The sequence below is a fragment of the Flectobacillus sp. BAB-3569 genome, from assembly GCF_002270355.1.
GTDB lineage: Bacteria > Bacteroidota > Bacteroidia > Cytophagales > Spirosomataceae > Flectobacillus > Flectobacillus roseus.
The window spans coordinates 47,543-63,776 of the sequence record NZ_NJFZ01000021.1; the positions used below are offsets into that span (position 1 = coordinate 47,543).

20 protein-coding genes and 1 tRNA gene are annotated in these 16,234 nt (G+C 37.0%); 14 read left to right on the forward strand and 7 right to left on the reverse strand.

Going from position 1 to position 16,234, the window contains the following annotated elements; genetic code table 11:
* The first annotated feature begins 54 nt into the window (after window positions 1-54).
* Together BWI92_RS19765 and BWI92_RS19770 are read left to right on the forward strand one after the other, a co-directional pair.
* A complete protein-coding gene (locus BWI92_RS19765) occupies window positions 55-756 on the forward strand; it encodes an SDR family NAD(P)-dependent oxidoreductase (protein ID WP_095166027.1) in 702 nt (233 codons plus the stop codon).
* A 98-nt stretch (window positions 757-854) separates the two neighbouring features.
* Window positions 855-1,775 (forward strand): SPFH domain-containing protein, encoded by a 921-nt coding sequence (locus BWI92_RS19770; RefSeq protein WP_095166100.1) that lies wholly within the window; start codon window positions 855-857, stop codon window positions 1,773-1,775.
* Between the two features lie 32 nt (window positions 1,776-1,807).
* Here BWI92_RS19770 and BWI92_RS19775 read toward each other — a convergent pair whose 3' ends face one another.
* Window positions 1,808-2,674, reverse strand: a complete 867-nt coding sequence (locus BWI92_RS19775; protein WP_095166030.1) for an alpha/beta fold hydrolase — start codon at window positions 2,672-2,674, stop codon at window positions 1,808-1,810.
* A complete protein-coding gene (locus BWI92_RS19780) occupies window positions 2,625-3,608 on the reverse strand; it encodes a cation diffusion facilitator family transporter (RefSeq protein ID WP_095166033.1) in 984 nt (327 codons plus the stop codon). The genes BWI92_RS19775 and BWI92_RS19780 overlap by 50 nt, the downstream gene beginning before the upstream one ends.
* 235 nt (window positions 3,609-3,843) lie before the next feature.
* Here BWI92_RS19780 and BWI92_RS19785 point away from each other — a divergent pair, with 235 nt between their 5' ends.
* The 5 genes from BWI92_RS19785 (at window position 3,844) to BWI92_RS19805 (ending at window position 7,439) form a co-directional block, all read left to right on the forward strand.
* Window positions 3,844-4,392 carry an NUDIX hydrolase gene (locus tag BWI92_RS19785; RefSeq protein ID WP_095166102.1) on the forward strand — a complete coding sequence of 183 codons (549 nt, stop codon included), beginning with the start codon at window positions 3,844-3,846 and terminating at the stop codon, window positions 4,390-4,392.
* A 67-nt stretch (window positions 4,393-4,459) separates the two neighbouring features.
* Window positions 4,460-5,074 (forward strand): LysE family translocator, encoded by a 615-nt coding sequence (locus BWI92_RS19790; RefSeq protein WP_095166037.1) that lies wholly within the window; start codon window positions 4,460-4,462, stop codon window positions 5,072-5,074.
* 2 nt (window positions 5,075-5,076) lie between these two features.
* Window positions 5,077-6,216, forward strand: a complete 1,140-nt coding sequence (locus tag BWI92_RS19795; protein WP_095166038.1) for a glycerate kinase — start codon at window positions 5,077-5,079, stop codon at window positions 6,214-6,216.
* The gene (locus BWI92_RS19800) at window positions 6,209-6,802 is read left to right on the forward strand and encodes a Crp/Fnr family transcriptional regulator (RefSeq protein WP_141234848.1); all 594 of its coding nucleotides are present in this window, start codon (window positions 6,209-6,211) and stop codon (window positions 6,800-6,802) included. The genes BWI92_RS19795 and BWI92_RS19800 overlap by 8 nt, the downstream gene beginning before the upstream one ends.
* A gap of 70 nt (window positions 6,803-6,872) precedes the next feature.
* Window positions 6,873-7,439: a DinB family protein gene (locus BWI92_RS19805; RefSeq protein ID WP_095166041.1), complete on the forward strand. Its 567-nt coding sequence runs from the start codon at window positions 6,873-6,875 to the stop codon at window positions 7,437-7,439.
* 91 nt (window positions 7,440-7,530) lie between these two features.
* Here BWI92_RS19805 and BWI92_RS19810 read toward each other — a convergent pair whose 3' ends face one another.
* Window positions 7,531-9,072, reverse strand: a complete 1,542-nt coding sequence (locus BWI92_RS19810) for a GH3 auxin-responsive promoter family protein (RefSeq protein ID WP_095166044.1) — start codon at window positions 9,070-9,072, stop codon at window positions 7,531-7,533.
* A 169-nt stretch (window positions 9,073-9,241) separates the two neighbouring features.
* Window positions 9,242-10,018, reverse strand: a complete 777-nt coding sequence (gene surE, locus BWI92_RS19815) for a 5'/3'-nucleotidase SurE (protein WP_095166046.1) — start codon at window positions 10,016-10,018, stop codon at window positions 9,242-9,244.
* A gap of 232 nt (window positions 10,019-10,250) precedes the next feature.
* On the opposite strand from surE, the gene BWI92_RS19820 reads away from it, so the two are divergent.
* From BWI92_RS19820 to BWI92_RS19830, 3 genes are all read left to right on the forward strand, one after another.
* Complete coding sequence (locus BWI92_RS19820) at window positions 10,251-10,823, forward strand: 1-acyl-sn-glycerol-3-phosphate acyltransferase (RefSeq protein WP_095166106.1); 573 nt, start codon at window positions 10,251-10,253, stop codon at window positions 10,821-10,823.
* Window positions 10,807-11,301: a GNAT family N-acetyltransferase gene (locus tag BWI92_RS19825; protein WP_095166048.1), complete on the forward strand. Its 495-nt coding sequence runs from the start codon at window positions 10,807-10,809 to the stop codon at window positions 11,299-11,301. Before BWI92_RS19820 ends, BWI92_RS19825 begins: the two co-directional genes overlap by 17 nt.
* A gap of 88 nt (window positions 11,302-11,389) precedes the next feature.
* Window positions 11,390-11,707 (forward strand): hypothetical protein, encoded by a 318-nt coding sequence (locus tag BWI92_RS19830; RefSeq protein ID WP_095166050.1) that lies wholly within the window; start codon window positions 11,390-11,392, stop codon window positions 11,705-11,707.
* Window positions 11,708-11,841: 134 nt separating this feature from the next.
* Here BWI92_RS19830 and BWI92_RS19835 read toward each other — a convergent pair whose 3' ends face one another.
* Window positions 11,842-12,708 (reverse strand): nucleoside phosphorylase, encoded by an 867-nt coding sequence (locus BWI92_RS19835; protein ID WP_095166054.1) that lies wholly within the window; start codon window positions 12,706-12,708, stop codon window positions 11,842-11,844.
* Window positions 12,709-12,808: 100 nt separating this feature from the next.
* Window positions 12,809-13,801, reverse strand: coding sequence for a rhodanese-related sulfurtransferase (locus BWI92_RS19840; protein WP_095166108.1), 993 nt, complete (start codon window positions 13,799-13,801; stop codon window positions 12,809-12,811).
* 214 nt (window positions 13,802-14,015) lie between these two features.
* Between BWI92_RS19840 and BWI92_RS19845 the strand changes: the two genes are divergently transcribed.
* The 3 genes from BWI92_RS19845 to BWI92_RS19855 all read left to right on the forward strand — a co-directional run bounded on the left by BWI92_RS19845 (window position 14,016) and on the right by BWI92_RS19855 (window position 15,492).
* Window positions 14,016-14,630, forward strand: coding sequence for a deoxynucleoside kinase (locus BWI92_RS19845; RefSeq protein ID WP_095166056.1), 615 nt, complete (start codon window positions 14,016-14,018; stop codon window positions 14,628-14,630).
* A gap of 232 nt (window positions 14,631-14,862) precedes the next feature.
* A complete protein-coding gene (locus tag BWI92_RS19850; RefSeq protein ID WP_095166059.1) occupies window positions 14,863-15,102 on the forward strand; it encodes a hypothetical protein in 240 nt (79 codons plus the stop codon).
* Between the two features lie 165 nt (window positions 15,103-15,267).
* Window positions 15,268-15,492: a transposase gene (locus BWI92_RS19855; RefSeq protein WP_166577755.1), complete on the forward strand. Its 225-nt coding sequence runs from the start codon at window positions 15,268-15,270 to the stop codon at window positions 15,490-15,492.
* 90 nt (window positions 15,493-15,582) lie between these two features.
* Here BWI92_RS19855 and BWI92_RS19860 read toward each other — a convergent pair.
* Window positions 15,583-15,666 (reverse strand) — tRNA-Leu (locus BWI92_RS19860).
* 146 nt (window positions 15,667-15,812) lie between these two features.
* Here BWI92_RS19860 and BWI92_RS19865 point away from each other — a divergent pair.
* A complete protein-coding gene (locus tag BWI92_RS19865; RefSeq protein ID WP_095166063.1) occupies window positions 15,813-16,208 on the forward strand; it encodes a DUF3127 domain-containing protein in 396 nt (131 codons plus the stop codon).
* Window positions 16,209-16,234: the final 26 nt, after the last annotated feature.

Consider the following 16,234-nt stretch of genomic DNA (forward strand, 5'->3'; position numbering starts at 1 on the left):
ATACTTTAAATGCCTTTTTTTGTTTAAGATATTTACAAAAATACTCCACAAAATATGACAAAGAATTATTTAGTGATTGGTGCTAGTTCAGGAATAGGTGAGGCAATCGCTTCGCAATTGCAGAGAGAAGGACACCAAGTTTTTTCTGCCTCTAGAAATACCCCAAAAGTTGAAGGAGTTATTCATTTGACTTGGGATGCAAGTGCTCCGGATGCTTCGGTATTTAGTCAATTACCAGAATCATTGGATGGATTGGTATATTGCCCCGGTACGATTAATTTGAAACCTATAAACAGGTTGTCTACAGACGATTTTAAAAATGACTTTCAAATAAATGTGGTTGGTGCAGTTGCTGTGATTCAAGCGGTATTGCCAAAACTCAAGAAAGCAGATGGCGCTTCAATCGTATTGTTTAGTACAGTGGCAGCCAAAATAGGAATGGGTTTTCATGCCTCGGTAGCGGCATCGAAAGGAGCAGTGGAAGGCTTAACAAAATCGTTAGCTGCAGAGCTATCTCCTTCGAAAATTCGTGTCAACTGTGTGGCTCCATCGTTGACGGATACCCCTTTAGCCAAAAATTTACTATCAACTGAAGAGAAAAAAGAAGCTTCAAACAAACGTCATCCATTAGGAAGAGTTGGTACCGCAGATGACATAGCACGTATCTCTACCTTTTTATTAAGTGAACTTTCGTCATGGACTACTGGTCAAATAATCGGGGTCGATGGAGGTATGGGAAGCATAAAAGGCGCATAAATTTGAAATATTATTATCGACTTTGGTATTTTTTCTGTAAAATTGAAACAGCATATTCGTCCGAGTATGCTGTTTTTTTAACCTATAACTTTACAACTATGTCGTTTTTACTTGTTTTATTAGTGATTGCCTTTCCTCTTTTGGCACTTTCGTTTGCGGTGGTCAATCAGGGAACTGTTGCAGTGGTGACTATTTTTGGTAAATACCAGCGAATCATGACACCAGGGCTAAACTTTAAAATTCCGTTTATTGAAGCAATTTTCAAGAAAATCTCAATTCAAAGTCGTTCTATTGAACTCGAATTTCAAGCTATTACTGCCGATCAAGCCAATGTGAACTTCAAAGCCATGTTGGTATATGCCGTAATGAACCAAGAGGAGGAAACTATTAAAAATGTGGCCTTTAAGTTTATGGATGAGCGCTCATTTATGCAAGCTTTGATTCGTACGATTGAAGGTACTATTCGTGCATTGGTGGCAACTAAGCGCCAAGCTGAGGTACTTGGTCTGAGAAGCGAAATTGTGATTCAGGTAAAGGAGCATATCGATAACACCCTCGAAACTTGGGGATATCATTTGATTGACTTACAACTGAATGACATTGCTTTTGATGAAGCAATTATGCGCTCGATGGCACAGATTGTGGCTTCAAATAACTTAAAAGCTGCTGCTGAAAATGAAGGTCAGGCTTTGTTAATTACCAAAACAAAAGCTGCAGAGGCAGAAGGAAATGCCATTCGTATTGCGGCTGAAGCCGAAAAAGTGGCAGCACAATTGCGTGGACAAGGGGTTGCGTTGTTCCGTGAGGAAGTAGCTAAAGGGATGGCAGAGTCTGCTAAAGTAATGAAAGATAACCAATTAGATGCTTCACTCATTTTATTCTCTATGTGGACTGAAGCCATTAAGCATTTCGCTGAACAAGGAAAAGGAAATGTTATTTTCTTAGATGGTTCAACTGAAGGAATGGAAAAAACGATGAAACAGCTTTCGGCTCTACAACAATTGAAAGAAGTGAAATAGTCTCCAAAACCGTAGACTTTACTAGTTAAAGTCTACGGTTTTAATAACAAATCTTTTATCAAATCCTTCCTTTCTTCAGTCAACAAATGACCGTTCTCGGGTAGAAAGATAAATTGTTTTGGTGCTTCAGTTATCATAGAATCCAAATAAGCTCCATTTTGCGTATCAATAATCCAATCTTTTCCTCCTTGTAAAATCACCACAGGGCAGTGAATTTTACGCCAATCCTTTTCTAAATTTGCTAAGTCTTCTTGATGAGAAAATTTCTCTTCACTCGCTCTATTTACATACGATGGCAAAAAGAACTTTACTAATCCAGTATTTACGGGCTTAGAGAACCACCAGTATTTTTCCAGTTTTGGCGCACAAGCAGGAGAAATCAGAAATAGTTTTTTGACTAAAGCTGGATAATCCATCGCTAGTTTGGCAGCAATAGCGGCTCCATACGAACGTCCCACCACCGTTATTTCGTAGTCAGGATATTTTTTTAGCAATTCATAAAATGCTTTTGCCTGTTCATCAATGGTCGCTAACTTTCTGTCAGATCGGTTATACCCGAATCGGTCGGCAGCAACGATTTTAAACTTCTGCAACAACAAAGAGTCATTTAGATAATCTTTATAGCCAAACCATGCACCTGGTGCGCCATGTATGAGGAACAGTAATTTATGACGAACATTGGTTGATTGAGCAAAATATATTTTCTTATGCTCGTATTCTGCATAACTGAAATCGGGCTTGGGCGGTAAGGCAGCGTAGTATTCATCTACTTGACTGGCGCTCGTTGTAAAACCTTGGAGACACGCGCTTAGACCTAAAACACAACATACAAAGGCCAGAGCAATAAGACTATATGCTTTCAATGAAGTGTTTTTGATTAAGCGATAAATTGACTTCATTCCATTCAATAGTTTTGGAAACAGGGAATTTTCTAATAGGACAATCCTGTACTTTACAATAATAACAGCAATCGTCGAGACATGGATCGGCGTGAATGAATATTTCTACATTGCCTTGAAATTCAGCGCCTAAGATATCTTCAAATTCGTGAACATTGGCATGTACCACTTCGAGATTATAATAACGAGGCAATGTAATATGACAGTCGATGTGGAGATCGGCTCCGTAGTGTTGGATACGCAAATTATGAATATCTATCCACTCGGATTTTTTATTGTTTTTCAATATTTGCACTACCTTCTCAAGCGTTTCTTGGTCAGTTTCGTCCATTAATCCCCCGATAGATTTTCGCATGATTTTTATGCCACTCCAACCCATGTACACTGCAAAAATTACAGATGCTACACCGTCTATCCAAGCAGATTCAGTAAATACCACCAATGCCACGGCTGCAATCAAAATAATACCGCTTTGTGCGTCTAATTTGAGGTGTTTTCCATCAGCAATTAAGGTAGGTGACTGGTATTTTATCCCTTCTTTTTCGATATAATATCCTAGAAACCAGTTGATGACAACCCCAGAAATGATAATTCCTAGACCCAAAGGAAGATCTGAAAGAGGTTGAGGATTAAAGAAGTTTTGAACCGCATGAAATATGATAAAGATACTTGCAAGTACGATTAAGACGCCTTCTAAACCAGCAGAAAAAAATTCAATTTTACCATGACCATACGGGTGGTTTAGGTCTTTGGGCTGCGAAGCGAGATAAATAGCGTAGAACGCAAATCCACTAGCGACTACATTGATAATTGATTCGAGGGCATCTGTTAAAATAGCACTTGAATAGGTCATGTAGTAGGCCACAAATTTGACAATCATCAATAAAGTACTAACTACAAACGAAGCTAGGATAATCCGATATTTAGGGGTCATGGTATTATTAGAATTTGCACAAAGGTACTGAAAGGGAGCTGATTACTGATTTGGATAGTTTTATTTATACTTTACCATTTTGAAAAAATACCACTCCATAATTCCTGATAGCCTTCAATTTGTCGAACGAAAATTATAGGGAATGATTATAAAAACCGAATCAATTTCGGAATAGTTCATATAAAACGTAATATTTCCTGTTTTGTATCTCAGCTTGATGCTCTACCTTTGTGGTATGACAAAAGAAAAAAATCCTTGGACCAAAACCTCTTCTACCCAAGTATACGATAATCCTTGGGTAAGCATAAGACACGAGGAAGTAATTAAACCTAATGGCGAACCAGGTATTTATGGGGTAGCTCATTTTAAAAACAAAGCAATTGCAATTGTTCCTGTTGATAGCGAGTTAAATACTTGGCTAGTAGGACAATATCGATATCCTTTAGAAGAGTATTCTTGGGAAATTCCGATGGGCGGAGGAGCCTTAGACGTAGAGAGTCTTGATTCGGCTAAGCGAGAATTGAAAGAAGAAACGGGTATCTCTGCCGAAAGCTGGACAGAGTTGGGACGAATTCATACCTCAAATTCGGTGACTGACGAGGTCGGTTATATGTATTTGGCAGAAAATCTAACTTTTGGTGAATCAGAACCAGACGATACCGAAATTTTGAAAATACAAAAAGTAAGCTTGTCAAAAGCCATTGAAATGGTGATGAATTCAGAAATCACAGACTCGTTGAGTATCGCAGCCTTGTTGAAAGTAGCTAGGTTGAAAGGAATTTAATAAGAAAGAACATTTTGATTGGGACTGTAGAGTAACATTTTTCCAATCAAATTTTAAGATATATAGTATGATAACAGCAGCATTTTTTGGTTTTTTGTATGGCTTTATTCTATGTTTTACATTTGGACCAGCCTTTTTTAGATTGATACAAACGAGTATTGATAATGGCTACAAAAGTGGTATGTTGATAGCCTTAGGAGTAACAGCCGCAGATGCGATATTAATGTTTTTGGCAGTTTTTGGAACCGCTTTTTTGCCTCAAATCGACAATTTTGATATGTATTTGTCTGTTGGTGGAGCGGTCTTATTGATGGGGTTGGGTTTAATTAGTATTTTTAAGCAACAACCACAACTGGTATACCCCAAAACCAAATTTGGTACAGTACTGTATTATTTTACCTCCGGACTTTTCCTTAACCTACTTAATCCTTCTAATTATATCGCAGTCTTTGGTACATCTACCTACCTAAAGGGGGCGCAGCATTTCGATTTAGGGCAAATTATAGTTTTCTTTTGTTTGAGTTTGCTGGCCACTATGCTGGCTGAATCGCTTATTTCTTATTACGCGAATAAGATGAAAAGAATACTTACCCCTAAAATAATTACGCGTATCAATCAGGTAGCTGGTTTGGTTTTTATAGGTTCGGCAATGGCTATTTTGTATAAACAGTTTATGATTTAACCATGAAAATCCTCATTGCATGTGATTCATTTAAAGATGCTCTTTCTGCCAAGAAAGTCTGTGAGTCTATTTCTGAAGGAATTTTTTATACATTTCCAGAAGCTCATATAATGCAAAAACCATTGGCTGATGGGGGAGAAGGTACGCTCGAAGCCTTGCAATTGGCATTGGATGGAAAGTATGAGTTTGTACCTACTTTCGATGCCCTTCATCGTTCTATCGAGGCAAGTTATCTTTGGATAGCTCAACAAGAAACAGCCATTATCGAAATGGCAAAGGCTTCGGGATTAGAATTGCTTCGACCAGAGGAAAGAAATGTGATGAAGACTTCCACCTTCGGGACGGGCGTACTTATCAAGCATGCTTTGGATAGAGGAGCAAAAAAGATCTTTTTGACGGTTGGAGGAAGTGCTACCAACGATGCGGGCATGGGTATGGCTAAGGCATTAGGATACCAATTTTTGGATGAAAAGGGAAAGAGTTTAGAAGCTTCAGGGGAAAATGTAGGGAAAGTCGCTTCCATCCTTACACAAGATATAGATATACGAATTTACACCACAGAATTTTATATTGCGACAGACGTAACCAATCCACTATTTGGAAAGAATGGTGCAGCCTTTGTTTATGCTCCACAAAAAGGGGCAAATTCAGAAGAGGTCGAACTATTGAATCATGGTCTTGAGCAAATTCATAGGATATTTAAAGATACCTTTTCCATTGACACGCAAGAAATAGCTGGTGCTGGCGCGGGTGGAGGAATAGGAGCAGGAGGTATTTGTTTTTTGGGCGGAAAAATCATTTCGGCAGCTCAATGGGTTTTCGAAACGATTGGTTTGTCAACGGCCGTGGAAGAAGCTGATATTGTTATCACAGGTGAGGGGCGTATCGATAGCCAATCCTTTCAAGGTAAAGTGCTTTCTGAAGTTTTAAAGTATGCTAAAACATATCAGAAACCTATTTTTGGAATAGCTGGACAAATTCAAGAGCTTGATAAGTTACTAGAAATTCCCGAAGTGGTGTATGTAAGTGCAATTCAGACGGGACCACAATCTCTCGAAATTTCCTTGCAAAATTGTAGGGAATTGCTTTTTCAAAAAGGAAAAGTAATCGGGAAAATGCTTAAAACGATTCATCATGGATAATCCAGAGGAATCATATCGTTCGTTCGAAAGAACTGTAAATGCTTTTGGGATTCTTCATTCTGAAGAGCTAGATCAATTTTATGCCCTATTCAAGCCAATAAGTTATAGTCGAAAATCGGTTTTGACTGAGGCTGGTTCTACCGAAAAATATTTATATTTTGTGTTAGAGGGAGTTCAACGTATTGTTTTTCAGGATGATATAGGACACGAAGCTACTATTCTTTTTACCTATCAAGGTAACTTTGGAGGCGTATTGGATTCCATGCTGGCAGGTCGAAAGACCAAATACACGTACGAGACTCTGACAAAATCTACTTTACTTCGTGCCAATATCAAGGACGTGCGGGATTTAGGCAAAATCTATCCTGCCATTAATCAATTATTATTTGAAGGTCTACTATTCGCTTTCAGTGGGTTGCTCGAAAGATTGGTTGAAATACAATGTTATTCAGCAGAAGAAAAATTTCGAATTTTGCTAATTCGAAGCCCGCATATTCTCCAACTTGTACCCCATAAATATTTGGCTAATTATATCGGTATCGATGCTACCAATTTCAGCAAGCTGCTAAATTCTGTAAAATTGTAAATCTTAGAAAATACCAAGATTATTCAAGGTTGACGCTTTTACCTTTGTTCCGAAATCAATATTTTTAATTATGGCACTAACTTATTTTGATACAAAGGAGGAATTGCTCGACTTTTTGACTCAACTAGCAGAAAAACAATTAGATAAAACCGTCGAGTGGCGACAGTCCATAGATGCAAAAACGCTATTACAGCCTAGTGAGACAGGAGGTTGGAGTGTTGCGCAATGTTTGTCACATCTAAATGCCTACAGTAATTATTATTTGCAAAATTTTCGAGAAAGAATGTTGTCTCAGGGGCAATTTTCCCAAAACCACCCGATAAAATCTACTTGGTTGGGAAAATTGGCGATTAAAAGTATGCATCCAGATACAGGAAAAAGCAAGTTTAAGGCAATGAAAGGCTATATCCCTTCTTCTAAGCTTCCAGCTTTTGAAGTGCTAGATACTTTTATATCACATCAAAAGAATTTACTGGAAATCCTTAAGGTTGCCAGAAATTATCAACTCAATCAGATTACGATTCCTATCTCAATTGCGAAATTTTTGACATTAAGATTAGCTGATGCACTTTATTTTTTAATAATCCATCAAGAAAGACATATCCTTCAAGCAGAGCGGAATATTAAGGTAAAATAGCAATTCATGAAAAAAGGCGACCGAAAATCTAATTTCGATCGCCTTTTTTCATGCTTAAAGAGGAATGAAAGAATTCACTCAACTTTTATATTTATTTCGGCAAGAAATTTTCCCAATCATCAATTTGCTCTTTTTTCTTAATTACCCTTGGGAATTTATTTTGACCACCTGTTTTTCCTTTCGACGCCATAAAATCATAGAAAGTTTTGGCAGGTAGAACACGAACTTTCATTTCACGAAGTGCATGCTTTCTTTCTACAGGATAGTCATCGTTGATTTCACAAAGTGTTTTGTCAATAAACTGTGCTAGTGCTTCTGACTCTATTTTGTCATCAGTGCCAACATACCAATGGTGCGCAAAAGTAGTTTCAACTTTTTTCCCTACTACCGTAAACTCACGAATATCAATATTGAAATGTTTGGATGCCAATTCTATGGCTTTATTCATGTTGTCAACAGAAAGGTGTTCGCCGCAAAGACTTAAAAAGTGCTTGGTACGACCCGTAATGACAATTTCTGCATTTTTCTTATTAGTAAACTTGATGGTATCGCCAATCAAATATCTCCAAGTTCCAGATACTGTTGAAATGAGCAAAGCATATTCTTTACCTTCTTCTACCTCATCAATCATCAAGGTTTCTGGACGATCTACCATGGTGCCATCAGCATCAAAGTTGTTCTCGTTGAAAGGTACAAATTCGAAGAAAATACCATTATTAAGCACCAAACGCATATCGCTGTTCGGGTGCGTTTGATATGCCAGAAAGCCTTCTGAAGCTAGATAGGTTTCTATATAGGTAATCGGACGACCAAGTAATTTTTCAAAACCTTGCTTGTAAGGCTCAAAGCTCACACCGCCGTGACAGAATATCTCTAAGTTTGGCCAAATATCATGGATATTGTTGACACCATATTCCTTGATGATTTTTTCCATCAATAACTGAATCCATGCAGGAACACCGACGATAAAGCCAATATCCCAGTTTTTGGCTTGCTTGGTAATTTTATCAAGTTTCTCGCTCCAGTCCCGTGTGGCGGCTATTTTTTTACCAGGCTTATAAAATCTTTCAAACCAAAAAGGAATTTTTCCAGCTGTAATACCACTTAAATCACCTTCATAATGCGAGCCCATCTGTTGAAGTTCAGTACTACCACCGAGCATCAAATAGCCCTTTTCGTATAGCTGAGGAGGCAAGTTTTTATAGGAACCCAACGACAAAATCTGACGAATAGATGTTCTGTGAATAGCCTTTACCATATCCTTGGTCACAGGAATATGCTTAGAGGCAGCTTCAGAAGTACCCGAACTCAAGGCAAAATATTTTACTCGCCCTGGCCAAGCTACATTTTTCTCGCCTGCATGCGCTTTGTACCACCATTCACTATACATTTTATTGTAATCATAAACAGGTACTTGATTTTTGAATTTGGTATAATACTCTTTGTCGTCTGAGAACAAAGCCGCATTCATGATATCTTCAAAATTATATTTGTCACCAAATTGCGTAAAACGGGCTTTATTCAACAATTTAATCAGTGTCTTTTTCTGTAGTTTGGCATGATTCGTTTTTTTACGCTGAATCACAGTTGTTAAACCAATTCCTTTCTTAAGTAGATTACCGACTATTGCCATATGATGATTAAAATTTTGAAAGAGAAAAAGAACCTTACGATTTTGATGCTGAATGATAGAGCAACCTTGCTACTTAATCTCTGAATGATGAAAAATGATTTTCAAAGTTATTGTTAAATTTTGAGGTTAAAATAATGTAAATGTTAAATTCTTAACTGAGTTTTAGCATTTACTCTCCCAATTTAAGAGATTTTAAAATGTCAATTGCTTTATAATCAGTCAAATCGAATTTCACTGGAACAATGGCAATATAATTTTCTTTTAATGCGTCTTCATCAGTATTTCCACCTTTATCATCATTTTGTAGATAACCATCCATCCAATAATAAGCTCTTCCGTATGGATCTTTTCTTTCTTCGAATGATTCGCGGAAAAGTGCATCTGTTTGACGACATATTTTGATTCCTTTGATCGCTTCTTCTTTTTTTGCTGGAATATTTACATTTAATGCTACGCCGTGAGGAAGACCGTTATCTAAAATAGTTTGAGCAATTTGCTTGATGTAAGGCTCGCCATGACCAAATTCAATGTCTGCTCCAAATTCACATAACGAAAAGCCAATTGCAGGAATACCCTCAATTGCTGCTTCGATGGCGGCTGACATCGTTCCACTATATATTACCGCAATTGATGAGTTGGAACCATGATTTATACCACTTACCACCAAATCAATTTTACGACCTTTAAGAACATAATGTTTTCCAAATTTTACACAATCCGCTGGAGTACCGCTACACTGATATGCTTTTACACCTGGTAAAAAATTGTGCACTTCGCTCACGCGCAATGGACGGTCAAGGGTTATAGCATGTCCCATACCTGATTGGTGAGAGTCTGGCGCAACCACGACAACTTCGCCCAATTGTGACATGATAGCTGCGAGTGTTTTGATACCTTTGGAGGCGATTGAGTCGTCGTTTGAAATAAGAATTAATGGCTTTTGCATTGCAAAGTTGATTTTAGGGATTGTTTTAGTTTGCACTTATTGGTGATTTCGATCTCCTAATCACGAATAACGTTTTCTCCCACAGGAAAATTGATTACATTTGAATGACAATGAACGAAAACAACCTCAAATTTTTATCTCCTCAGAAGCTCATTCTTGGTCAGTTCATATATTTTGGCTCAAAGATAATAGGCTTTTAGAGATTAAAATTAGTTTTGACCTCAATTATACCATGTTGAAAATTATTGGTAAACTGATTTTACAGCTAAGTGGCTGGAAGATTGTAGATAAGACTCCCTTAGGAATCAATAAATATCCCAAAGCGGTAATTATTGCCGTGCCACATACTTCAAATTGGGATTATCCGTACGCTATGGCCACTCTTTATGCCATGGGATGCAAGATTCGCTATTTGGCAAAGGACTCTCTTTTTAAATTCCCTTTGGGTATTATCATTCGTGGCTTGGGAGGCATCCCTGTGAATCGCTCCCAAAAAAATAATTTGGTGCAGATGATGTCAGATTTGTTAGTAAATGCTCCTGAAATGCAATTACTTGTTCCTGCTGAAGGAACGCGCTCATACACGAGCGAATGGAAATCTGGTTTTTATCATATTGCCAAGAATGCTGGTGTGCCAATTGTGCTTGGTTTTTTAGATTTTGGGAAAAAAGAAGCAGGCTTTTTAGGCGTATTTCAGCCTTCGGGCAACTATGAGGAGGATTTACCAAAAATTCAATCATTTTATAAAAATATTACTCCAAAACACCCTGAATACTTTTCTTTAAAGGATGCAAAACTCGATTAATTTAAAAATTGCCACGATTGAGGATATTCCTCTGATACAATCTATTGCCGAACAAACTTGGCGACCAACCTACGGGGATATTCTTACAGAAGAGCAGACGCTTTTTATGTTGGATATGATGTATTCTTCAGAGTCGTTGACTCGTCAGTTTGAAACAAACACTTTTATTGTTGCCTATGAAGGTGATACCCCACTCGGATTTGCTGGTTTTGAGCCAAAAGATCATCAAATGATGAAGCTCCATAAACTTTACTTGTTACCTGCTGCGCAAGGTAAAGGAATTGGAAAGTTGCTGATTCTGGAAGTGGCGAAATATGCCTATGAACAAGGATTAAGATACATAAATCTAAATGTAAACCGTAACAATAAAGCAATAGGATTTTATCAGAAACAAGGTTTTACAATCATCAAAGAGGAGGATATTAATATCGGAAATGACTTTTGGATGAATGACTACGTGATGCAGTTGGAAGTTTAGGATTGATTTTTAGGAGATAAAGATTAAACTATTGTGTGTACAATATAATCAAAAGGAAAATTTTCAAACCTTTAATTCTCAGTTAATCATGAAGAAATTCCTTTTTTTAAGTGTATCGCTATTAGTTGGTGTGTTTTCCGCAACAGCTCAAACCAGTCAAGAAGCTACAAAAGAAAGAAAGCGTGGAAGAGTCGAGGCAAGACTAGCTAATTTGACGCCTGAGCAAAAAGCTAAGTTGGAGGAAAAAGCTGCCGCTCACAAAGCAAGGGTAGATTCATTGTCTCCAGAGGAAAAAGCAGCATTGAAAGGTAAGAGAAGAGAGCTTTTAGAAAAATGGAGAAGCTTAAGTCCAGAAGAACGAAAAGCCCTCAAAGAAGAATGGAAGGCTAAAAAAGCTGGAAATTAGAAAATACGAATCATTCTTAATTTAGCGATTGTGTGCATGAGTGATTATTTTAATAGGTATTTTACTACTTTAGACGCAAACATGACGTCTCTACAATTAATCACTCATTCACTCAATCTCAATTCACTAAAAGTTTATAGCCCAGTGATTTTCTCAAGCACTTGTTGAATCAAACTTTCGGTATGTTTTTCTGGATTTTTCGAAAATTGATGAGTCATTCTTGAGGCCACAATTGCACTCATGGACAGTACCTCGTGTCCCAATAATTCTCCAAATAAATAATATCCAGCAGTTTCCATCTCCAAATTTGTCAACACGCTTCCATGAAAGGAAAATTGATTAAATTTTTGAAGCAAATTTTCTTGTTTAGGAGTATATCTCAAAATCCTACCTTGCGGTGCATAAAACCCTGGACATGTCACTGTGTTGCCTTCAAAATACAAGGGATTCTTTTCATCAAATAGCAAATCATAAAGTTTCTCGGAACCAAACGATGTGTATGATAGAAAACCCAAGTTCATTTGTGATTGAATTGCCTCTGAAAAGGAGGAGGTCGGAGTTGGATAAAAATGACCCAAAGCATCAAATCCAATGCCTCGTTTCGAAACAACATAGCTATCTACAGGAATACTTTCTTGCAAACTTCCAGAAGTGCCTATTCTTATGATATTGAGGCTAGTATGTTCTTGTTTGATGGTTCGAGTGGGTAAGTCAACATTGACAAGAGCATCGAGTTCATTCATCAAGATTTCGACATTGTCGGTACCAATTCCGCTCGAAATAACAGACAGTCGGGTGTTACTGATATATCCTGTATGCGTAACAAACTCACGTTTCGAGACCTTTTTGTCTATTTTGTCAAAATATTTAGAAACCACCTCTACACGGTCGGGGTCGCCTACGGTAATAATGGTATTGGCAATATCTTCTGGGCGTAAGTTCAAATGATAAATGCTTCCATCAGGATTGATGATTAAGTCTGTTTCAGAAATCGAGTTCATAGGTTATTTTTTCAAGATTGTTGATTTTCGTATTTCCTAAGTTAAAAATAAAAAACCTCCCACCGAAATGAGAGGTTTTTTATTTTGTATCAAATGTTAATTATTCTGCACTAAGTTGGAAGCTTGAATAATCTACGTTTGTTTTTTGACGACTTTTGAATCCAAATTCTGGTGAATAGTTGTGAGACTGTTTGCTGTAATAACCAGAAGGATTGTATGGACGTTTGCGAGGGTGATTTTTACATTCTTCAGAACAAGCACCTTCCATTTTTTCTAAACAACTTGGACAAATAGGTACATGCTCATTACATTCTGGATTGGCACAGTTTACCATATGGTCGCTAATTGTTTCGCAAATATGGCATTTTGAAATAACCTCTGGATTCACTGTATTTACTGAAGTAGTAACACGGTTGTCAAATACATAGCATTTGCCTTCAAAATCTTCTCCACCTTCTTCCAAACCATATTTGATAATACCACCATGTAACTGGTACACATTCTCAAACCCTTTTTCAATCAAATAAGCAGAGGCCTTTTCGCATTTGATGCCACCAGTACAGTAAGTAATGATTTTCTTATCCTTCAAATGCTCAATTTCATGAACATGGTCTGGCAACTCGCGCAAGGTTTCCATGTCGAAGGTGATTGCACCTTTAAATTTCCCTACCGAATGTTCGTAATTAGAGCGCATATCTACCAAGACAACATCTGGGTCATTTTTCAATAACTCTTTAAAATCAGCTGGCTCGAGGTGTTTTCCTGTGCGCACACGAGGATTAACTGGCAAATCAGAATTAACGATTTCTTCTTTGACACGTACGTGCAATTTTGCAAAAGCATGAGTATCGTGTTCTTCTACTTTGAAATCAAAGTCACTTCCTGCAAAAATTGGATCGTTTTGCAACCATTGCATATATTTTTCACAATCTTCTGATAAACCAGAAACTGTTCCGTTCAGCCCTTCAGCCGCTACAATGATACGACCTAAAAGGTTGTTTTCGATACAATATAAGTGATGAATTTCTCTATATTCCTCAGGATTGGGAATTGGAGTATAGTTGTAATATAAAAGCACTCTGTATGGCTTCATCTTCAACATGAGTTACAGATTAAAAATTGATTTAAGTTACAAAGATAATTAAGTTATGTGAATGTCACAAAATGATTGAATCCTGCTAGAGGTCTTAGGTTTGGATTTTGAGGTAAAAAAATAGACCTTTGCAACGTTTTAAAGAAAAATGTTATTTGTCTTGAGCTAAATAGACTTCTCAAGCAAATACATATCTCATCATCATCTTCATTTTATGCATATAGCAGTTACAGGAAATATTGGCGCGGGAAAAACCACTTTAGCCAGCAAATTAGCAGATCATTTTGGTTGGGAAGTGCTTTTCGAAGCGGTTGAGGGAAATCCTTATTTAGCAGAATTTTATTCAGATATGCCTCGTTGGGCATTTCATTTACAAATGTATTTTTTGAAAAGTCGTTACGAGCAAGTAATGCAAATCCAGCGTTCAAATCGTCGTATTATTCAGGATCGTACCATATATGAAGATGCTTTTATTTTTGCTATGAACCTTTACAAAACAGGTATTATGAGCGAAAATGATTACGCAACGTATCGCGGGATTTTTGATTTGATGATGCAAACTGTAAAAGCTCCAGATTTGACAATTTATCTGAAAGCTGATTTGCCTAAACTGGTTCGCCAAATAGAAAAGCGCGGTCGTGATTTTGAGGCAAACATCTCTCATCAATATCTTGCTGATTTGAACAATCATTATGAGGAGTTTGTCAATGGGTACACCGAAGGAAAGCTCTTAGTAATAGATGTCAATGATTTGGATTATGTAAATAATACGGAGCATTTTGAACAAGTCATAAAAGAAGTTGACAAAGCACTTTTATATCAAAAGTAAGATTGATCGTGTATAAAGGATTACCAAAACATAAGAAGTGACATTTGACATTTCTTATTGCTTTTACTTTTGAAATATATTATATTTCAGCAATGTATTCCTGAATTAATGATTTTTCAATCACTTTTTAAATATATTGCTGATTTTAATAATTCGGCTAATAGAAAGTCAAGCATTCAAGCGCATAAAATACCTTTAAATAACTAAGACAATAATCGTTAAGCCTAAACCAATGTCGATAGAAAATTTTTACGAACCCGAACAAGATGAAAATGAGTCAAGCTCAGCGTATGATCAATATAATTTTACTGAGTTGGCTGAGAAACTTCGTAATTCATCATCATATATCAATGTCTTGAAGCAACAGATTGCGGAGGAACCACAAGGCAGAGAGGAGCAAACTAAGGCAAAATTCAAACGCCTGAAAGAGATGTATTATAAAGCCAAGACTGAAGGGGAATTAAAAAAATGATAAAATAGAAAAAGGTACTCACTTGTGGGTGCCTTTTTCTATTTCGACGTCGTGATACTTGTATTCTGTCTGAATTGTCATATAAAAATCTTTTGGGTTATGAGTTATAATTTACTAACCAAAGATATTTGTTTGTCAATTACAATCCACTAAAGAAAGATGAGAATGAAGTATTCAAACGAGCTAATTTTTGAAATTCTAAACGAAATGCTCTCAGGCAAAAGTATGAATGCCATTGCACGTGAAAAAGGTATTCCAATATCTACCATTTTCAGTTGGAAACAACAACATATAGAATACTATACGAAGATAGAAGACCAAAAAGAGAAGTTTAGAAGATTAAAAGAAAATTACCAAAAAGCAGACGTCAAAAAGAGTAAAGTAAAATAACAGAATGGATGTTGATTTAGCCTCTCAAACTTGAGAGGTTTTTTTGTACTTTCGCCATAAAAAAAGCGTCCTGATTTCTCAGAACGCTTGTGACGATGGGGAGACTCGAACTCCCATACGGTTACCCGCACTACCACCTCAAAGTAGCGTGTCTACCAATTCCACCACATCGCCTTGTACTTTGATGATGCAAAAGTAGAGAGATAAATTGACAAAGCAAAATAGTACTAATCACTTTTTTTAAATAAAAAATGTAGGATTTTTTTAAGTATTTGAAAATCAGAAATTAAATTAGCATATTATTTTTAAACTTTTTTTTGATGGCATTAGAATTAGAAGGTACTTTGATCAAAGTACAACCTGAACAAACAGGAAGTGGTAAAAACGGTCAGTGGGTAAAACAAGAGTTTGTTGTTGAAACACAAGAGCAATATCCTAAAAAAGCGTGCTTCTCGGCTTGGGGAGACCGTACAGCTGATTTGAAACAATTTGCTTTAGGTGACAAACTTAAGGTGACCTTCAGTGTAGAATCAAGAGAATACAACGATCGTTGGTATACAGACTTAAGAGCTTATCGTATTGATTTGGCATCTGAATCATCGGCTGCTGCTCCAGCATCAAATACGTATCAAGCGCCAGCACAGCGTCCTGCTGCGCCACAAGCTTCATCGGTGGATTTACCTTCATTTAGTGAGGATGAAGATTTACCGTTCTAATCAAAGACAAAAAAATAGCGTTGAGA

What these genes read in the sequence shown, in the direction of transcription:
- BWI92_RS19820 (WP_095166106.1), top strand. Translation starts at nt 10,251, where the DNA reads ATGTTGAAAATTATTGGTAAACTGATTTTACAGCTAAGTGGCTGGAAG.
- BWI92_RS19785 (WP_095166102.1), top strand. Translation starts at nt 3,844, where the DNA reads ATGACAAAAGAAAAAAATCCTTGGACCAAAACCTCTTCTACCCAAGTA.
- BWI92_RS19830 (WP_095166050.1), top strand. Translation starts at nt 11,390, where the DNA reads ATGAAGAAATTCCTTTTTTTAAGTGTATCGCTATTAGTTGGTGTGTTT.
- BWI92_RS19770 (WP_095166100.1), top strand. Translation starts at nt 855, where the DNA reads ATGTCGTTTTTACTTGTTTTATTAGTGATTGCCTTTCCTCTTTTGGCA.
- BWI92_RS19795 (WP_095166038.1), top strand. Translation starts at nt 5,077, where the DNA reads ATGAAAATCCTCATTGCATGTGATTCATTTAAAGATGCTCTTTCTGCC.
- BWI92_RS19865 (WP_095166063.1), top strand. Translation starts at nt 15,813, where the DNA reads ATGGCATTAGAATTAGAAGGTACTTTGATCAAAGTACAACCTGAACAA.
- BWI92_RS19835 (WP_095166054.1), bottom strand. Translation starts at nt 12,708, where the DNA reads ATGAACTCGATTTCTGAAACAGACTTAATCATCAATCCTGATGGAAGC.
- surE (WP_095166046.1), bottom strand. Translation starts at nt 10,018, where the DNA reads ATGCAAAAGCCATTAATTCTTATTTCAAACGACGACTCAATCGCCTCC.
- BWI92_RS19780 (WP_095166033.1), bottom strand. Translation starts at nt 3,608, where the DNA reads ATGACCCCTAAATATCGGATTATCCTAGCTTCGTTTGTAGTTAGTACT.
- BWI92_RS19810 (WP_095166044.1), bottom strand. Translation starts at nt 9,072, where the DNA reads ATGGCAATAGTCGGTAATCTACTTAAGAAAGGAATTGGTTTAACAACT.
- BWI92_RS19855 (WP_166577755.1), top strand. Translation starts at nt 15,268, where the DNA reads ATGAAGTATTCAAACGAGCTAATTTTTGAAATTCTAAACGAAATGCTC.
- BWI92_RS19765 (WP_095166027.1), top strand. Translation starts at nt 55, where the DNA reads ATGACAAAGAATTATTTAGTGATTGGTGCTAGTTCAGGAATAGGTGAG.
- BWI92_RS19825 (WP_095166048.1), top strand. Translation starts at nt 10,807, where the DNA reads ATGCAAAACTCGATTAATTTAAAAATTGCCACGATTGAGGATATTCCT.
- BWI92_RS19775 (WP_095166030.1), bottom strand. Translation starts at nt 2,674, where the DNA reads ATGAAGTCAATTTATCGCTTAATCAAAAACACTTCATTGAAAGCATAT.
- BWI92_RS19805 (WP_095166041.1), top strand. Translation starts at nt 6,873, where the DNA reads ATGGCACTAACTTATTTTGATACAAAGGAGGAATTGCTCGACTTTTTG.
- BWI92_RS19850 (WP_095166059.1), top strand. Translation starts at nt 14,863, where the DNA reads ATGTCGATAGAAAATTTTTACGAACCCGAACAAGATGAAAATGAGTCA.
- BWI92_RS19840 (WP_095166108.1), bottom strand. Translation starts at nt 13,801, where the DNA reads ATGAAGCCATACAGAGTGCTTTTATATTACAACTATACTCCAATTCCC.
- BWI92_RS19845 (WP_095166056.1), top strand. Translation starts at nt 14,016, where the DNA reads ATGCATATAGCAGTTACAGGAAATATTGGCGCGGGAAAAACCACTTTA.
- BWI92_RS19790 (WP_095166037.1), top strand. Translation starts at nt 4,460, where the DNA reads ATGATAACAGCAGCATTTTTTGGTTTTTTGTATGGCTTTATTCTATGT.
- BWI92_RS19800 (WP_141234848.1), top strand. Translation starts at nt 6,209, where the DNA reads ATGGATAATCCAGAGGAATCATATCGTTCGTTCGAAAGAACTGTAAAT.